Below are 17,246 nucleotides of genomic sequence, written 5' to 3'. Positions count from 1 at the left end.
AAGGCCCAAGGTCGATACGACCGGGCCATAGCTGTGGATGAATCATGGCATGCGCGGATTTGCTTGCAATTGTCCGCGCCGCGCCGCAGGGACGAAAGCCTTCGCCATGGCCGATCCCCGCATCATAGACATCACGCTGGACGACCGCACGATCCTGTGGCGCAATGCCGACGTGGAGCAGGAACGGCGCATCGCCATTTTCGACCTGCTGGAAGACAATATGTTCGCGCCCCAGCGCGTCCATGCCGACGGCTATGCCGGCCCCTACCGGGTGCGGTTGAGCGTCGAGGACGGACGGCTGGTGATCGAACTGGGGCGCGAAGACGGCACGCCGCTGGAAGCGATCATCCTGGGCCTGGGCCGGTTCCGCAGGCCGATCCGCGAATATTTCGCGATCTGCGACAGCTATTACCAGGCGATCAGCAATGCTTCGCCGCAGCAGATCGAGACGGTCGACATGGCCCGGCGCGGCATCCACAATGACGCCGCCGAAATGTTGATGGAACGGCTGGACGGCAAGATAAAAGTCGATTTCGATACGGCGCGACGGTTGTTCACGCTGATCTGTGTGCTGCACATCAAGGGATAGGACGTCATCGGGGGGCTGACATTCAGGCAGGCGCTGGCGCGGATCGGCGTGATCATGCTCGTCGCAATGCTTTTGGGCGCGGGGTTGTGGCTCCATGCGCGCGGCTGGGCCCCGGCCCGGTCCGATTATCCGGTGCAGGGCTTGACGGTCGATTCGGCCAGCGGCCCGATCGACTGGGGCACGCTGGCGGCGCAGGGTGCGGATTTCGCCTATATTCGCGCCGCGCGCGGTCAGGGATCGCGCGACACCGGCTTTGCCCATAACTGGGCGGCGGCGCGATCGGCCGGCATGCGCTACGGCGCTTCGCTCGATTTCAGCCTGTGCCGGCGGGCGTCGGACCAGGGAACGATGTTCGTTACGACCGTGCCCCGCGACAATGCGGCGCTGCCGCCCGTCATCCGGCTGGATTTCGACCCGGCCTGTAGCGCCCGGCCCGGCCGCGACACCGTGCTGGCCGAACTCAACACGCTGGTGAACCAGATCGAAGGCCATGCCGGCAAGCCCGTGCTGCTCAATCCGTCCGCATCGTTCGAGCAGGTCTATCGGATCGCCGACGGCATCAACCGGACATTGTGGCTGGACGGCAATTTCTTTCCGCCCGATTATGCCTCAAGGCCCTGGGTGATGTGGACGGCGAGCGACATGCGGCATATCGAAGGCGTGGATGGCCCGGTGCGGTGGAATGTGGTGACCCCGTGAGCGATATATCGCAAGACGCGCGCGCACTCGTGGCCGCGGCAAGGGCGGCGATGGCACATGCGCATGCGCCCTACAGCCGGTTCGCGGTCGGCGCCGCAGTCAGGCTGGCCGACGGCGCCATCGTCACCGGCAGCAATTTCGAAAATGCGAGCTATGGCCTGTCGCTGTGCGCCGAGACGGTGGCGCTGGCCAGCGTCAGTTCGCTCGGACGGCTGGCCGACGTGACCGCGATCGCCGTGGTCGGCGGGACGGGCGACATGATCGTCACGCCCTGCGGCCGGTGCCGCCAGGTCATGACCGAGGCGGAGCAGGTGGCGGGCCGTGCCATAGCGATCTATTGCGGCGCGGCGCAGGGCGATGCGATCGTCCGCCACAGCCTCGCGCACCTCCTCCCCCACGCCTTTGGTCCTGCGGACCTTGGCCTTCATCCCGTCAGGAAGAGCTGAAAAACCCATGTCGATCTTGTCCGATAAATGGATTCGCGAACAGGCCCTCTCCACCGGCATGATCGAGCCGTTCGTGGAGAGCCAGCGGCGCGATGGTTGCATCAGCTACGGCCTGTCCTCCTATGGCTATGACGCGCGCGTATCGGACGAATTCAAGATATTCACCAATATCGACAGCGTGATCGTCGACCCGAAGGATTTCGCCGCCAACAGCTTCGTCGATCGCAAGACCGACTGCTGCATCATCCCCCCCAACAGTTTCGCGCTGGCCCGCACGGTCGAATATTTCCGCATACCGCGCGACGTGCTGGTCATCTGCCTCGGCAAATCCACCTATGCGCGCTGCGGCATCATCGTGAACGTGACCCCGCTGGAGCCGGGATGGGAGGGGCATGTCACGCTGGAATTTTCCAACACCACGCCGTTGCCGGCCAAGATCTACGCCAATGAAGGGGCCTGCCAGTTCCTGTTCCTCAAGGGCAACGAGCCGTGCGAGGTCAGCTATGCCGACCGCGCCGGCAAATATATGGGCCAACAGGGCGTGACATTGCCCCGGCTGTAACGCTGTGCGATGACATCGGCATGGTCGGTTGGTTCAGGCGCGTGCGAAATGAAGCGGCCCCGCCGTCGATCGGCGACGACCGGCTCGTCTATGCCATTGGCGACATTCATGGCCGCGCCGACCTGCTGGGCCAGTTGCTCGACCTGATCGCGCAGGATGTCGCCGGGCGCCCGCGCCTGCCGATTCATCTGGTGCTGCTGGGCGATCTGGTCGATCGCGGCCCGCATTCCGCGCAGGTCGTAACCCATGCGATCAGCCTGTCGCAGGCCGGCAGCCATGTCCACATTCTCAAGGGCAATCATGAAGAGGTGTTCGTGCTCGCCGCCCGCGGCGATCCACGCGCGGCGCGCACGCTGCGCCGGATCGGCGGGATCGCGACGCTCGAAAGCTATGGCCTGGCGGCCGACGGCGGCGCCGCGATGGACGATGACGAGATCGCCGGCTGGCTGCTCAACCATGTGCCGCGCGCGCATGTCGATTTTCTCGACGGCCTGCCGGATCGGCTCGAAATGCGCGACTATCTGTTCGTTCACGCCGGCGTGCGGCCGCATGTTCCCCTGGCGGATCAGGATCCGGCCGACCTGCGATGGATCAGGCAGGAATTTCTGAACCACGGCCGCTCGTTCGGCCCCATGGTCGTCCACGGCCACAGCATCACCGACGATGTGGATGAACGCGCCAACCGCATCGGCATAGATACCGGAGCGTGGAGCAGCGGGCGGCTGACCGCGCTCGGTCTGCACGGCGCAGATCGCTGGACATTGCAGACCGGCGGCTGACGACGCCCCGATTTGCCGCACCGCAATATGGACATGGCGGCCCGGTGCATTTTCCCGCGCGCCTGCCCAGCATTTGGGTTCGCATCATTCGCATGAGCGCATTTCATATGACCGATATGGAGGATTGGCGCTAATCCTACGTTTCTATGACTGACTTCGGCAAGAGAGCCGGTAATCAGGGGAACGAGAAATGCGTATCCGAAACGCCTTGGCCGGGTTGGCCCTGGCCACCTGTCTGGTCACTCCGGCCCAGACCTTCGCAGCTGCGAAATCCGACACCGCCCTGTCGCAACGCCACAAGTTCGACATAGCGGCGCAACCGCTGAGCAATGCGTTGCGGGCGCTGTCGGCCCAGTCGGGCATCCGCATCCTGTTCCCCTATGACGAGGTGGCGTCGTTCCGCAGCCGCGACGTGCGCGGCTGGCTGTCGACGCAGGACGCGCTGGAGCGATTGCTGGCGGGCACGGCGTTGCGCCATTCCGAAGCCGGCAAGGGGGTGATCGCCCTCGCCGCGCCGACCAGCCGCAGCGCGGCCCGCAATCGTCCGATGGCCGTGCAGTTCGCGCAGGCCGGGGCCGGGACGGATGCGACAGCGGGCACGATGGCCCCGCAGGCCGAACCCGATGTGGAGGCCAGCCCGATCATCGTCACCGGCACGCGCCAGACCACGCGCACCGTCGCCGAAAGCCTGGCGCCGATCGACGTGCTGGGCGCCAAGGACCTGGAATCGAGCGGAAAGCAATCGGTTCGCGACCTGCTCGGCACGCTGGTACCGTCGATCAACGTGTCGAACAACGGCGCGGGGGCAAGCTGGGCGGTGCGCACGCTGTCGCTGCGCGGCCTGGGCGGCGACCAGCTGCTGGTGCTGGTCAATGGCAAGCGTCGCCACAACAGCGCCGCGCTGTTCATCAACGGTTCCGTGCAGAATGGCCAGTCGCCGCCCGACCTGGACCTGATCCCCGGCAACGCGATCCAGCGGATCGAGGTGCTGCGCGACGGCGCATCGGCGCAATATGGGTCCGACGCCATCGCCGGCGTCGTCAACGTGATCCTGAAGAACGACACGTCCGGCGGCGCGGCGCTGACGCTGGGCGCGACCGCCGACAATGGCGGCGAACAGGGCCGTTTCCAGATCAACAAGGGATTTTCGATCGGTCCCGATGGCGGATACATCCATCTGTCAGCGGACAGCGTGCTGCAATCGGGTACCATCGTCGACGGGTCGCCCATCGGCGGCACATTCTATCCCACCGGCGACCCGCGCAATGCCGATCCCGACCGTTTCCGGGGCAAGGCGGGACAGCCCGAGGTCATCGGCGGCAATGTCGGCTATGACGCGATGATGCCGATCGGCGACAGCCTGGAAGCCTATAGCTTCGGCACCTTTTCCAAGCGTCACGCCGCCGGCTGGCTGACCTATCGCACGCCGGTCGCGCTGAACAATATCATCGAAATCTATCCCGAAGGCTATATTCCCCGCATCCACGTCTATGACGAGGATTTCCAATATGCGCTGGGCCTGCGCGGCGAAGTCGGCGGCGGCGTCCATGTCGACGTCAGCAGCACCTATTCGCGCAACGAAATCAAATACAAACATACGACATCGCTGAACCCGTCCATGGGTCCGGCCAGCCCGACCACTTTCTATCTGGGCAAGATCCGCTTCACCGAATGGACCAACAATCTCGACCTGAGCAAGGAATTCGAACTGGGGCTGGCAGAGCCGCTGTCGGTGGCGGTCGGCGCCGAATATAAGAAAAATACCTTCTTCATCGGCGAGGGCGAACCGGCGTCTTACATCGACGGCGGCTACAGATCGCCTCCGGGCGCATTGTGGGCGGGGGTGCAGCGCACCGGCGTCGGCGCGCAGGGCGTTACCGGTTTCGTGCCCGAAGGCGCGGGCAAATGGGACCGCAGCAACTGGAGCGCCTATCTCAATATCGAAGGCAAGATCATCGATGGGCTGGAATTCGGCCTGGCCGGACGGCACGAGGATTATACCGACTTTGGCACCACCGACACCGGCAAGGCGTCGATCCGCATCGAGCCGATGGACGGTTTCGCCTTTCGCGGCACCGCCAGCACCGGATTTCGCGCGCCGACATTGCAGCAGCAACATTATGCATCGTCATCGACCATCGGCGTCGTCCAGAATGGCGTGACCGTGTTGTTGCCGGTGCAGGCGCTGCCGGTGGCGGGTCCGGCGGCAAGGGCGCTGGGCGCGGTGCCGCTCAAGCCAGAAAAGTCGGTCAACTTCTCGGCGGGCGTCGTGCTGACGCCGGCGCCGAACCTCAACATCACCGTCGATGCCTACCAGATCAAGATCAAGGACCGCATCCTGCTGAGCGAAACGCTGAGCGGCCCGACCGTCATCGCGGCGCTACAAGCTGCCGGCATCAACGGCATCGCCGGCGGCCTGATCTTCTCCAACGCCGCCGATACGCGGACGCGCGGCCTGGACATCGTCGGCACCTATCGCGCGGGCCTTGGCGATATGGGATCGGCGCTGTTCAGCCTGTCGGCCAACTTCAACAAGACCATCTTCACCCATATCGATCCCGTCCCCACGCAGCTTGCGGCGTCGGGCCTGAGCCTGATCGGCCGCGCCAAGCAGGGGGACCTGAGCGAAGGCACGCCGCGCAACAAGTTCATCGCCAACGTCCTGTGGGAAAAGGACGATTTCAACATGAACCTGCGCGCCACGCGCTATGGCAAGATCACCCAGCGGGCCAACGCGCCCGCCTTCCACACCGCCGAATTCACGGCCTGCGCCGTGAACGTCGTGAGTGATGTCTGCTTCCGCGACTTTGTGGATGACGTGCTCAAGCCCAAGGTCATCGTCGATCTGGAAATCGGCTATGAAGTGACGCAGGGGGTCAAACTGTCGCTCGGCGCGAACAATCTGCTCAACACCTATCCCAGCAAGGTCAAGCCGGTGAACCGGTTCGCCGGCTTCCTTTACAATGCCTACGCGCCCTATGGCATCAGCGGCGGCTTCTATTATGGCCGGCTCAACCTGGAATTCTGATCGAACGGCATTGGCCGCTCTCCCCGCCTTCGGGTCGCGCCAGCGGGGCAGGTGCAGGATGACAGCGAAATGGCCGCCCGATCCCCTTGCGGATCGGGCGGCCATTTGCGGTTCAATCCCTCAGCAATCGTCATATCCCGCATCGCGGCACTGACGCTGGCGCTCCTTGTCCGCCTTCTTGCGCGCCTTGCCCTCGCGCGCTTCCTGCTCGCGCATCCTGCGGCCGTAATTGCGGTCGGCCTCGTCCTGGCTGGTCGTCGCCCAGTCAGCCGCCTGCGCGCCCGCGCGCACCGGCATGGTCGCGACATCCAGCGCGGCCTTGGCAACGCAACCCGGCAGCGTCAGCATCGCCAGCGGCGCCGCCCATATCAGCATCTTCGTCATCGTGCGTTCCCCGGCTTGATCATCAACCACCCTGCCATAGCCAGGATTAACCACAGCCTAAAGGCAGATAGAAGGGAAGATGCGATCAGGCGTCGAGGCGCTCGGCGAATCCCTTGCGCAGCTTGGCCAGCTTGGGCGGAATCGTCGCCAGGCAATAGGGATTGCGTGTCCCCACCCGTTCCCAATATTTCTGGTGATAATCCTCCGCCGGATACCAGGGCGCGTCCGCCTCTATCGTGGTCACGATCGGCGCGGATCGATCCGCCTGCGCGCGCGCGATGCCGGCGCGGGCCTGCGCTTCCTGCTCGGGCGAGTGCGGAAAGATGGCGGAGCGATATTGGGTGCCCACATCATTGCCCTGCCGGTTCAACGTCGTCGGATCGTGCGTTGCAAAGAAGATGTCGAGCAGATCGCCATAGGAAATGACGTCGGGATCATAGGCGATGCGAATCGCTTCGGCATGGCCTGTCGTGCCGGAACAGACCTGTTCATAGGTCGGATCGGGCTGTGCACCACCGATATAGCCGCTTTCGACCGCGCTCACGCCTTTCAGGTTCTGATAGACCGCTTCGGTGCACCAGAAGCACCCTCCGGCAAGCGTCGCGAAATCCTGCGCCATGTCATCGTCCTTCCGTCCAGCCACCGCCGGGTAGATAGGAACGCTCAGCCGCTCGTTCCAGTCTCGATCGCCACGACCTCGGCGGCCTTTGCCGACGCCTTCGCGCGTTCCTCGACCACCAGTTCCTTGCGGGACAATTTGCCGACCAGGGTTTTGGGCAGGGCTGAGCGGACTTCCACTTCGACCACGCGCTCATGCTTGCCCAGTTGCGGGTTGAGCCAGTCCCTGAGCGTCGCCCCGTCGATGTGCGCCCCGTCGGTCAGGGTCACGAACGCCTTGGGGCTTTCGCCGCGATAGGGATCGGGAATACCGATGACCAGCGCCTCCTTCACCATCGGATGATGGTAGAGGATGGTTTCGATCTGGCTGGGAAAGACCTTGAAGCCGCCGACCGCGATCATGTCCTTCAACCGATCGACGATGCGGACATAGCCGTCCTCGTCGATCAGGCCGATGTCGCCGGTGCGCAGAAATTCGCCCACGAACACCTCGGCATCGGCGTCCGGCCGCCGCCAGTAGCCCTTCATCACCTGTGGCCCGGCAAACAGCAATTCGCCCGGTTCGCCCGGCGGCGGCGGACGCGACGGATCCTCGCGATCCACCAGCTTCACGCGCGTGCCGGGCACCGGCTGGCCGACGGTGCCGGTCTTGTTCATCCCCTCATAGGGATTGGTGCAAACCACCGGGCTGGTTTCGGTGAGGCCATAGCCTTCGATCAGCTTCGCTCCCGTCGCCGCCTCGAACCGCTGCTTGACCTCCAGCGGCAACGGCGCGCCGCCAGATATGCAGGCCTGCAACGAAGAAAAGTCGATATTGCGGATCGCGGGATGATCCAGCAGGGCCTGGAACATGGTCGGCACCCCCGGCAGCGATGTCGCCTTGACCCGCTGAACCGCCGCCAGCACCTGAACCGCCTCGAACCGCGGCAGCATGACGATTTCGCCGCCGTTCAATATGGTGCGATTGAGCGTGCAGGTGTTGGCGAAGACATGGAAGAAGGGCAGCACGCCGATGATCCGGTCCTGCTCATCGTGGCGCGGGTCTATCGCCTGCACCTGCCGCGCATTGGCGGTCAGATTCTGGTGGGTCAGCATCGCGCCCTTGGGCGTGCCGGTGGTGCCGCCGGTATATTGCAGCAGCGCGATGTCCCGTTCGGCGTCGATGGCGACGGGGGCGCACCTGCCCTTGTTGGCGATCAGCCGGTCGTAGCGCAGCACGCGCGGGTCGTCGGGCAGATCGGCGACTTCGCCGCGCTTGAACAGCCGGTACAACAGCGCCTTTGGCCCTGGCAAAACCTCCGCGATCGATCCGACCACCAGCGCTTCGAGGCTGCTGTGGTCCAGCACCTCCAGCGCGGTCGGCAGCAGCGCCTTGGCCGACAGGGTGAAAAGGACCTTCGTCCCGCTATCCTCGACCTGATGTTCCAGTTCCGCGGCCGTGTAGAGCGGCGAGAAATTGACGACGATGGCACCGGCCAGCAGAGCGCCATAATAGGCCGCGACATAATGGGGGGTGTTGGGCAGGTACAGGCCGACGCGGTCGCCCTTGCCGACACCCATCGCCTGCAATCCGCACGATACGCGGCGAATGGCCCGCATCATCTGGCGATAGCTGAACTTGCGACCGAAAAAGTCGATCATATGGGCATTGGGATGCGCGTCGGCGCTGCGCGTGACCATATCGCCCATCGACAGCGGCGGGAATGTCTGGTCCCACGGCGTCGGGTGCCGGTACTGCTCTCTCCAGACCTTTTCTATGTTCTCCATTGAAGAGAACCTAGGTCAAGTCTCTACTTGACGCAAGCGTCAACCGCGCGCGCAAGGCCGCGCGGAACCGTCCGCGCGGCTGACGTTACGGCTTTGTGCCTATCCCTTGTTGCTGCTGAAGGGGTCGACGATCTTGGCGACATCGGACACCAGGTCGGACCCGGCGGCAAGGGCCTCTTCGGCGCGCCTTGCGGCGTCGTCGCGCTCACGCCGCAGCTCTTCGATCAGGGCTGCGCGATCGCCGTCGAGACGCGAATCGGTGGGCGCCTCGATGCCCGCCTTCTTGGCTGCCTTGGCCACCAGCGCGTCCAGTTCCCGCTGCGAACACAGGCCCAGCGTCACCGGATCCTTGGGGGTGATGTTGGAAATGTTCCAATGGCTGCGGTCGCGGATCGCGGCGATGGTGGTGCGGGTCGTGCCGATCAGCTTGCCGATCGCGCCGTCCGAAATTTCCGGGTGGTTGCGCAAAATCCAGGCGATGCCGTCGGGCTTGTCCTGCCGCTTGCTGACCGGCGTGTAGCGCGGCCCCTTGGTCCGGCGAACCGGCTCGGGGCCCTTGAGCATCATCAGCCGATAGTCGGGATCGGCCTCGCCCTTGTGGATTTCCTCCATCGTGATCTCATGCGCGCGGACGGGATCGCGGCCGGTATATTTGGTCGCGGCGGTATCGTCGGCGATCGCCTGCACTTCAAGGATATGAAGCCCGCAAAATTCCGCGATCTGGTCAAAGCTGAGCGCGCTATTGTCGACCAGCCAGCTGGCGGTGGCATGGGGCATGAGGGGCTGGGACACGTGACTCTCCGAAACCTGAAACAATAAGGGCCGCCCAATCCGGGCGGCCGCGCAGGGGCCCGAGATAATGCATCGCGGGCGGAACGGCAAGAAAAAGCGTCAGGCTCTTTGCGGCAGCGTCTCCACCTCGATCGGATGCAGGCCGGCCAGAAACTGATGCGCGCTGGCGCTCCAGGTAAAACGGCGGCCATAGGCGGCGCAGACCGCCCGATCGCAGCGCAGCGCCGACGCGATGGCATCCTCCAGCCGGCCGGACAGCGCGCCCACGTCGGGCGTGACGATGTCCACCGGGCCTGTCACCGGATAGGCGGCGACCGGCGTGCCGCAGGCCAGCGCCTCGATCATCACCAGCCCGAACGTGTCGGTCCGGCTGGGAAAGACGAATACGTCCGCCGCCGCATAGGCGCCGGCCAGGTCGGCGCCGAACAGCGGCCCGGTAAATCGCGCCTGGGGATAGGCCCGCTCAAGCGCCGCTCGCGCGGGTCCGTCGCCCACGACGACCTTCGACCCTGGATGGTCGGCGGCGAGAAAGGCTTCGATATTCTTTTCGACCGCAACTCGCCCGACATAGAGCTGGATCGGGCGCGGCAGGTCCGCGAACAGGGCGGGCGGCGGCGCGTCGGGCGTGAAGGCGTCGAGGTCAACGCCCCTGCCCCAGTCGCGCACCTGCGATACGCCATGGGCGCGCAACTGGCGCTGCACCGATGCGGTCGACACCAGCACCGCCTGCGCCGGCCCGTGGAACCAGCGGATATAGCGCCAGAACCAGCGCGCCGGAAGGCCGGTGCGCTGGGCCACATAGTCAGGAAAATGCGTGTGATAGGCGGTGGTGAAGGGCAATCCCGTGCGCAGGCACCAACGGCGCGCGGCCAGGCACAACGGCCCTTCGGTCGCCAGATGAACCGCATCGGGCCGGAAGGCGGCAATGGCCCGGCCGACGACGCCGGGCCGGGCCAGCGCCAGCCGGATTTCGGGATAGGTCGGGCAAGGCAGCGAGCCATATTGGTCGGGCGAATAGACCTGGACGACATGGCCCATCTTTTCCAGCTCCGCGCGAATGGTCTGAAGCGTTCGCACGACGCCGTTGACCTGCGGGCTCCAGGCGTCGGTGACGATCGCTATGCGCATGGGGAGCATCAGCGCTCAGGCCGCCAGCCGCTCGGCGGCGACCGCGGCCTCGCGCTCGCGCGCCGCGATTTCGTCGGCCCAGTGCAATATCTCCATCCGTCCGTCGAAATGTTCGACCAGCGCGGTGCAGCCTTCCACCCAGTCACCGTCATTATAATAGGCGACGCCGGCGATATCGCGGATCTCGGCATTGTGGATATGCCCGCACACCACGCCATCGACGCCGCGCGCCCCGGCTTCGCGCGCGACCACCTCCTCGAACTTGGAAATGAACGCCACCGCGTTCTTGACCTTGTGCTTGGCCATTTTCGACAGCGACCAATAGGGCAGGTCCATCCGCTGGCGCACCGCGTTCACGATCAGGTTGAGCCGCATCAGCATCGAATAGGCCGCGTCGCCGACGAAGGCGAGCCAGCGATGCGCCAGCATGATCGTGTCGAACTCGTCGCCATGCAGCACCAGCAGCTTGCGGCCGTCGGCGGTCTGGTGAATCGCCTTGCGCCGGATTTCGACACCACCGAAATTCATGCCGGTGAACTGTCGGAACATTTCGTCATGATTGCCGGGAATATAGACGACGCGCGTGCCGCGCTTGGCCCGCTTCATCACCCGCCAGACGACATCATTATGGGCGGCGGGCCAATAGAAGCGCTTCTTGAGCCGCCAGCCGTCGATGATGTCGCCCACAAGGTACATCGTATCGCTGTCGACATTGTCGAGAAAATCAATCAGCAGCTTCGCGTTGCAGCCGCGCGTGCCCAGATGAATGTCGGAAATCCAGACGGTGCGAAAGCGGCGACGCTCGCCACCCTCCCGTTCGGGAAAGTGCAAGGCGCCCTCTGCATCTTCATCCAGGTCCGCCAGGAATGGCAGGCGGGTAATTGCGTTCATGAAAACAGCCCCCGAGCTATTGTCCTCGGGAGCAAGCCACTACAGCGCCTGTGTTACAATTCCGCACCGAATATGACGGAAATACTACGTCACCACTGACAAGATAGTCAGATCGTCAGCACGATCTTTCCGACATGTTCGCCCGCATCCATCCGCGTATGCGCCTTGGCCGCGTCCTTGAGCGCGAACGTCCGGTCCATCGCCGGGCGCAGCCTGCCTTCCTCGACGAAGGGCCAGACGGTCCGCATGATCTCGTCCGCGACCAGGCTCTTGAACAATACCGATCGCGCACGCAGCGTCGATCCGGTGATGGTCAGCCGCCTTTGCATGATCGCGGGAATGAACAGCTCGGTCCTGGCGCCGCCCAGCACCGCGATCGACACATGGCGGCCATCGTCGGCCAGGCATTCCAGGTTGCGCGGCAGATAATCGCCGCCGACCATGTCCAGCACCGCCTGGCACCCACGCCCGCCGGTGATCCGCTTTACCTCGGCGACGAAGTCCTGCGTGCGATAATTGATCGCGTGGCTCGCACCCCAATCCAGCGCGGCGCGGCATTTTTCATCGCTGCCGCAGGTAACGATGATGTCGATGTCGAACAGCCGGCACAGCGAAATCGCCATCGTCGCGATGCCGCTGGTGCCGCCGTGAACCAGCACGGTGTCGCCGCCCACCGCATAAGCGCGCTCGAACAGGTTGGTCCACACCGTGAACAGCGTTTCGGGCAGCGCCGCCGCTTCGGCCATGTCGTACCCTTCGGGCACCGGCAGGCACTGGCCCGCAGGCGCCACCACATATTCGGCATAGCCGCCGCCTGCCAGCAGCGCGCAGACGCGCTGGCCGATCATCATATCGGCCGCTTCGCCGGCGCGCACCACCGTGCCGGAAACTTCCAGCCCCGGAATATCCGATGCCCCCGGCGGCGGGGGATATTTACCCATCCGCTGCAGGATGTCTGGCCGGTTGACGCCCGCCGCGGCGACCCTGATCAGCACCTCGTCGGCCGCGGGCCGGGGCACGGGCCGCCGTTGCGGGACCAGCACCTGCGGCCCGCCCGGCGCGCTGATGGCGATGGCGGTCATCTCCATGGGCACGTCCATCATCTCGGCCATAATCGCTGCCCCCGGCGCCCCCGTGTTGCATCGCACAAATTTCATCGCATCGACATGCCCGCCCTTATTGACAGACTGATCAACAGGGTCAACATTGGGGACATGGACATGGAAGAGTATCTGCCAAAAAGGGCCGATGACCCCCTGGCCCAGCTGCTGCGGCAGGATCTGGACCCATTGTCCGTGATCGAACTGGAAGCGCGCATCAAGGCGCTTGAAGGCGAAATAGCCAGAACCAGAGCAAAGATCGAAGGCGCCGTTAACCATAAGGCAATTGCCGAGGCGTTATTCAATAAATGAACCCGCGCCCTGCCCCCTGCCGGCCTTTGAAAGGCCCCATCGGGCATCGGCAGTCTGGCAATTCGCAATCGCGGACCCCTGGGCTTGATCCGCGAGCGAGCAATGCCGACATCTGGTTCACCAATGCCCCTGTGTGGGGCCAGGAGTAGACCGACATGCCTTCTTTCGCCGCCGCCCTCGAAACCACGCTGCACAATGCGCTGACCCATGCGTCGGACCGCAAGCATGAATATGCGACGCTCGAACATCTGCTGCTCGCGTTGATCGACGATGACCATGCGTCCAAGGTGATGCAGGCGTGCGGCGTGGAACTGGGCGAACTGGGCGATGCCGTCACCCAATATCTCGACACCGAACTCGACAGCCTCAAGGTGGAGGGCGAGACCGACCCCTCCCCCACCAGCGGCTTTCAGCGCGTCGTCCAGCGCGCCATTCTTCACGTGCAGTCTTCCGGCAAGGATGAAGTGACCGGCGCCAATGTGCTGGTCGCGCTGTTCTCCGAACGGGAAAGCTATGCCGTCTATTTCCTGCAGCAGCAGGATATGAGCCGCCTCGACGCGGTTTCCTTCCTTAGCCACGGGGTCGGCAAAGGCACCCCCGCGCCCGAGAGCCAGGAAACCAAGGGCGCTTCCGAAGAGGAGAAGAAGGTGCAGGACGGCAAGGGTAAGAAGGACAGCGCCCTCGATCAGTTCACCGTCAACCTCAATGAAAAGGCGGCGCGTGGCAAGGTCGACCCACTGATCGGTCGCTCGGCCGAGGTGGATCGCACCATCCAGATCCTGTGCCGCCGGTCAAAGAACAACCCGCTCTATGTCGGCGATCCCGGCGTCGGCAAGACCGCCATTGCCGAGGGGCTGGCGCGCAAGATCATCGAGGGCGACGTTCCCGACGTGCTGCTCGAAGCGGTCATCTATTCGCTCGACATGGGCGCGCTGCTCGCGGGCACCCGCTATCGCGGCGATTTCGAGGAGCGGCTGAAGGCCGTCGTCACCGAACTGGAAAAAATGCCGCACGCGGTTCTGTTCATCGACGAGATTCACACCGTGATCGGCGCCGGAGCGACGAGCGGCGGTGCGATGGATGCTTCCAACCTGCTCAAGCCCGCGCTTTCGGGCGGTACGATCCGCTGCATCGGCTCGACCACCTACAAGGAGTTCCGCAACCATTTCGAAAAGGATCGCGCGCTGTTGCGCCGGTTCCAGAAGATCGACGTCAACGAACCTACGATCGAGGACACGATCAAGATTCTCGCCGGCCTGCGCAGCGCCTTCGAGGATCATCACCATGTCAAATACACCCCCGACGCGATCAAGGCGGCGGTCGAGCTGTCGGCGCGCTACATCAACGACCGCAAGCTGCCCGACAAGGCGATCGACGTGATCGACGAAGTCGGCGCGATGCAGATGCTGGTGGTGCCGTCCAAGCGCAAGAAGGTGATCACCCCCAGGGAAATCGAAGCGGTCATCGCAACCATGGCGCGTATTCCCGCCAAGACCGTGTCGAGCGACGACAAGACGACGCTGGCGACGCTCACCACGGATTTGAAGCGGGTCGTTTTCGGCCAGGACAAGGCGATCGAGACGCTGTCGTCGGCGATCAAGCTGTCGCGCGCGGGCCTGCGCGATCCCGACAAGCCGATCGGCAACTATCTCTTCTCCGGCCCCACCGGCGTGGGCAAGACCGAAGTCGCCCGCCAGCTCGCTTCCCTGCTCGGCATTCCGCTTCAGCGGTTCGACATGTCCGAATATATGGAACGCCATTCGGTCAGCCGCCTGATCGGTGCGCCCCCCGGTTATGTCGGCTACGACCAGGGCGGCCTGCTGACCGACGCCATCGACCAGAGCCCGCATTGCGTGCTGCTGCTCGACGAGATCGAAAAGGCGCATCCAGACCTGTTCAACATCCTGTTGCAGGTGATGGATAATGGCCGCCTGACCGATCATCACGGCAAGACCGTCGATTTCCGCAATGTCATCCTGATCATGACCACCAATGCCGGCGCGTCCGACATGGAAAAGGAAGGCATCGGTTTTGGCGACATCACGCGCGGCGACGTGCAGGAGGATGCGGTGAAGAAGCTCTTCACGCCTGAATTCCGCAATCGCCTCGATGCGATCGTGCCGTTCGGCTATCTGCCGCCGGAAATCGTCGCCCGCGTCATCGACAAGTTCGTGCTCCAGCTCGAACTGCAACTGGCCGACCGCGATGTTCACATCACCCTGGACGACGACGCCAAGGCGTGGCTGACGAAAAAGGGCTATGACAAGCTCTACGGCGCGCGCCCGATGGGCCGTTTGATGCAGGAGAAGATCAAGCAGCCGCTGGCCGAGGAACTGTTGTTCGGCAAGCTCGTCCATGGCGGCGAGGTCCATGTGCGGTTCAAGGACGATGCGCTCGCCTTCGAAATCACCCCCGCCGCACCCAAAAAGGGCCGGAAGGGCGGCAAGGCGAAGGCGGCGGAAGGCACGAAATAACGCCATCATCGTCGATGGAATATGGGGCGGCTTCGAAAGGGTCCGCCCCATTTTCGTGACGTCCGTAGTCAGTTGCCCGCTGGAATATCCGTGCTAGTTAAGCGCGAGATCCGATTTAGTAGGATCTGCCCCTTTTGTTTCGATGCGTGCGCGATGCTCGCTAGGCTGCCCAGGCACGCGCCCAATTCGCGGCCGCATATGTCGATATCGCCAAGGAGACCGCTCCCATGACCCTGACCCTCTACACCAATCCCATGTCGCGCGGACAGATCGCCCGCTGGATGCTGGAAGAAGTCGGCCAGCCCTATGAAACAGAGATTCTGGACTTTACCGCCGACATGAAGGCGCCCGCATATCTCGCCATCAATCCGATGGGCAAGGTTCCTGCGATCGTCCACAATGGCGCGGTCGTCACCGAATGCGCGGCGATCTGCGCCTATCTGGCGGATGCGTTTCCCGCCGCGAACCTTGCGCCGCCGCTCGACGCCCGCAGCGACTATTATCGCTGGCTGTTCTTCGCCGCAGGGCCAGTGGAATCGGCGATCACCAACAAGGCGCTTGGCTTCGTCGTGCCCGACGGACGCGAACGCATGGCCGGCTACGGCACGCTGGACGATACGCTGAACGCGCTTGAACAGGCGGTTTCGGGCGATGGCTGGATCTGCGGCGACCGGTTCACCGCCGCCGATGTCTATGTGGGATCGCAGATCGACTGGGGCCTTGCCTTTGGCACCATGCCCGCGCGCCCTGCCTTCGAAGCCTATGCGTCGCGGCTGCAAGCCCGCCCCGCCTATCAGCGGCAGAAGGAAATGGACAATGCCCTGATCGCGAAGATGCAGGGCGATCAGCCGGCCTGAAAGCCGCACTGCAACCAAAAAGGCCCGGTGGATCGCTCCACCGGGCCTTTGTTTTTTTATCGAAAGGTTCAGATCAGTCGCGGCTGCCCATGAAGTTCAGCAGGAAGGTGAACATGTTGATGAAGTCGAGATAGAGGCTCAGCGCCCCCATGATGACGACCTTGCCGGCCATGTCGCTGCCCGCGACATGCGCGTACAGGCTCTTGATCCGCTGCGTATCATAGGCGGTCAGGCCAGCGAAGATCAGTACGCCGATCGCGCTGATCGCCAGTTGCAGAACCGTCGATTTCAGGAAGATGTTGATCAGCATCGCCACCAGCAAGCCGACGACGCCCATCACCAGGAACGTGCCGAAGCCCGACAGATCCTTCTTGGTGGTATAGCCCCAAAGGCTCAGGCCCGCGAATGCCGCGGCCGTCGCAAAGAAGGTCTGCGCGATCGAAACGCCGGTGAAGACGAGGAAGATCGACGACATGCTAAGGCCCATCAGCACCGCAAACGCCCAGTACATGCCCTGGAGCGCACCGGTCGAAAAGCGATTAAGCCCCATGTTCATCGCGAACACGATCGCCAGCGGCGACAGCATGATCACCCAACGCAAGGGCGAGGTCAGCACCGGTACTGCATAGGAGCTGCTGGCGAACAGCATCGCCACCAGACCCGTCAGCAGGACGCCGCTGGCCATATAATTATAGACCGAGAGCATGTAGGACCGCAGCCCGGCGTCGAACGCCGCGCTGCTGGCGGCGGTCGCGCCGCCAAATCCCGTAATGCTGGGTCGGGGGTCAGACCAGTTGGCCATGATATCCAATCTCCTTTG

17 protein-coding genes are annotated in these 17,246 nt (G+C 63.9%); 9 read left to right on the top strand and 8 right to left on the bottom strand.

Annotated elements, in window-relative coordinates; translation table 11 throughout:
• The first annotated feature begins 106 nt into the window (after window positions 1-106).
• The 6 genes from WG908_RS11340 (at window position 107) to WG908_RS11315 (ending at window position 6,103) form a co-directional block, all read left to right on the top strand.
• Window positions 107-589, top strand: a complete 483-nt coding sequence (locus WG908_RS11340) for a UPF0262 family protein (protein WP_340186690.1) — start codon at window positions 107-109, stop codon at window positions 587-589.
• A gap of 54 nt (window positions 590-643) precedes the next feature.
• A complete protein-coding gene (locus WG908_RS11335; RefSeq protein ID WP_340186775.1) occupies window positions 644-1,288 on the top strand; it encodes a GH25 family lysozyme in 645 nt (214 codons plus the stop codon).
• The gene (locus tag WG908_RS11330) at window positions 1,285-1,734 is read left to right on the top strand and encodes a cytidine deaminase (RefSeq protein WP_445326709.1); all 450 of its coding nucleotides are present in this window, start codon (window positions 1,285-1,287) and stop codon (window positions 1,732-1,734) included. Before WG908_RS11335 ends, WG908_RS11330 begins: the two co-directional genes overlap by 4 nt.
• A gap of 7 nt (window positions 1,735-1,741) precedes the next feature.
• Window positions 1,742-2,296 carry a dCTP deaminase gene (dcd, locus tag WG908_RS11325; RefSeq protein ID WP_340186689.1) on the top strand — a complete coding sequence of 185 codons (555 nt, stop codon included), beginning with the start codon at window positions 1,742-1,744 and terminating at the stop codon, window positions 2,294-2,296.
• 20 nt (window positions 2,297-2,316) lie between these two features.
• Window positions 2,317-3,075 carry a metallophosphoesterase family protein gene (locus tag WG908_RS11320; RefSeq protein ID WP_340186688.1) on the top strand — a complete coding sequence of 253 codons (759 nt, stop codon included), beginning with the start codon at window positions 2,317-2,319 and terminating at the stop codon, window positions 3,073-3,075.
• 190 nt (window positions 3,076-3,265) lie between these two features.
• The gene (locus WG908_RS11315; protein ID WP_340186687.1) at window positions 3,266-6,103 is read left to right on the top strand and encodes a TonB-dependent receptor plug domain-containing protein; all 2,838 of its coding nucleotides are present in this window, start codon (window positions 3,266-3,268) and stop codon (window positions 6,101-6,103) included.
• A gap of 120 nt (window positions 6,104-6,223) precedes the next feature.
• On the opposite strand, the gene WG908_RS11310 is transcribed toward WG908_RS11315, so the two are convergent.
• From WG908_RS11310 to WG908_RS11280, 7 genes are all read right to left on the bottom strand, one after another.
• Complete coding sequence (locus WG908_RS11310) at window positions 6,224-6,487, bottom strand: hypothetical protein (RefSeq protein WP_340186686.1); 264 nt, start codon at window positions 6,485-6,487, stop codon at window positions 6,224-6,226.
• 85 nt (window positions 6,488-6,572) lie between these two features.
• Window positions 6,573-7,106 carry a peptide-methionine (S)-S-oxide reductase MsrA gene (gene msrA, locus WG908_RS11305; RefSeq protein ID WP_340186685.1) on the bottom strand — a complete coding sequence of 178 codons (534 nt, stop codon included), beginning with the start codon at window positions 7,104-7,106 and terminating at the stop codon, window positions 6,573-6,575.
• Window positions 7,107-7,150: 44 nt separating this feature from the next.
• Window positions 7,151-8,872, bottom strand: coding sequence for a long-chain-fatty-acid--CoA ligase (locus WG908_RS11300; protein WP_340186684.1), 1,722 nt, complete (start codon window positions 8,870-8,872; stop codon window positions 7,151-7,153).
• A 99-nt stretch (window positions 8,873-8,971) separates the two neighbouring features.
• Window positions 8,972-9,649 carry a cell cycle transcriptional regulator TrcR gene (locus WG908_RS11295; RefSeq protein WP_340186773.1) on the bottom strand — a complete coding sequence of 226 codons (678 nt, stop codon included), beginning with the start codon at window positions 9,647-9,649 and terminating at the stop codon, window positions 8,972-8,974.
• A 114-nt stretch (window positions 9,650-9,763) separates the two neighbouring features.
• On the bottom strand, window positions 9,764-10,792 hold the full coding sequence (locus WG908_RS11290; protein ID WP_340186683.1) for a glycosyltransferase family 4 protein: 1,029 nt from the start codon (window positions 10,790-10,792) through the stop codon (window positions 9,764-9,766).
• 15 nt (window positions 10,793-10,807) lie between these two features.
• A complete protein-coding gene (locus WG908_RS11285) occupies window positions 10,808-11,683 on the bottom strand; it encodes a UDP-2,3-diacylglucosamine diphosphatase (protein WP_340186682.1) in 876 nt (291 codons plus the stop codon).
• Between the two features lie 107 nt (window positions 11,684-11,790).
• Window positions 11,791-12,795, bottom strand: coding sequence for an NAD(P)H-quinone oxidoreductase (locus tag WG908_RS11280; protein WP_340186681.1), 1,005 nt, complete (start codon window positions 12,793-12,795; stop codon window positions 11,791-11,793).
• Between the two features lie 102 nt (window positions 12,796-12,897).
• On the opposite strand from WG908_RS11280, the gene WG908_RS11275 reads away from it, so the two are divergent.
• From WG908_RS11275 to WG908_RS11265, 3 genes are all read left to right on the top strand, one after another.
• Window positions 12,898-13,095 carry a DUF1192 domain-containing protein gene (locus WG908_RS11275; RefSeq protein ID WP_340186680.1) on the top strand — a complete coding sequence of 66 codons (198 nt, stop codon included), beginning with the start codon at window positions 12,898-12,900 and terminating at the stop codon, window positions 13,093-13,095.
• Window positions 13,096-13,250: 155 nt separating this feature from the next.
• Complete coding sequence (gene clpA / locus WG908_RS11270; RefSeq protein ID WP_340186679.1) at window positions 13,251-15,569, top strand: ATP-dependent Clp protease ATP-binding subunit ClpA; 2,319 nt, start codon at window positions 13,251-13,253, stop codon at window positions 15,567-15,569.
• Window positions 15,570-15,796: 227 nt separating this feature from the next.
• A complete protein-coding gene (locus tag WG908_RS11265) occupies window positions 15,797-16,426 on the top strand; it encodes a glutathione S-transferase family protein (protein WP_340186678.1) in 630 nt (209 codons plus the stop codon).
• Window positions 16,427-16,499: 73 nt separating this feature from the next.
• On the opposite strand, the gene WG908_RS11260 is transcribed toward WG908_RS11265, so the two are convergent.
• Window positions 16,500-17,228 carry a Bax inhibitor-1/YccA family protein gene (locus WG908_RS11260; protein ID WP_340186677.1) on the bottom strand — a complete coding sequence of 243 codons (729 nt, stop codon included), beginning with the start codon at window positions 17,226-17,228 and terminating at the stop codon, window positions 16,500-16,502.
• Window positions 17,229-17,246 lie beyond the last annotated feature (18 nt).

It is taken from the genome of Sphingobium anseongense (assembly GCF_037725245.1).
GTDB lineage: Bacteria > Pseudomonadota > Alphaproteobacteria > Sphingomonadales > Sphingomonadaceae > Sphingobium.
Note: the sequence above shows the minus strand (reverse complement) of the source record. Positions and strands in the feature narration are given on the sequence as shown.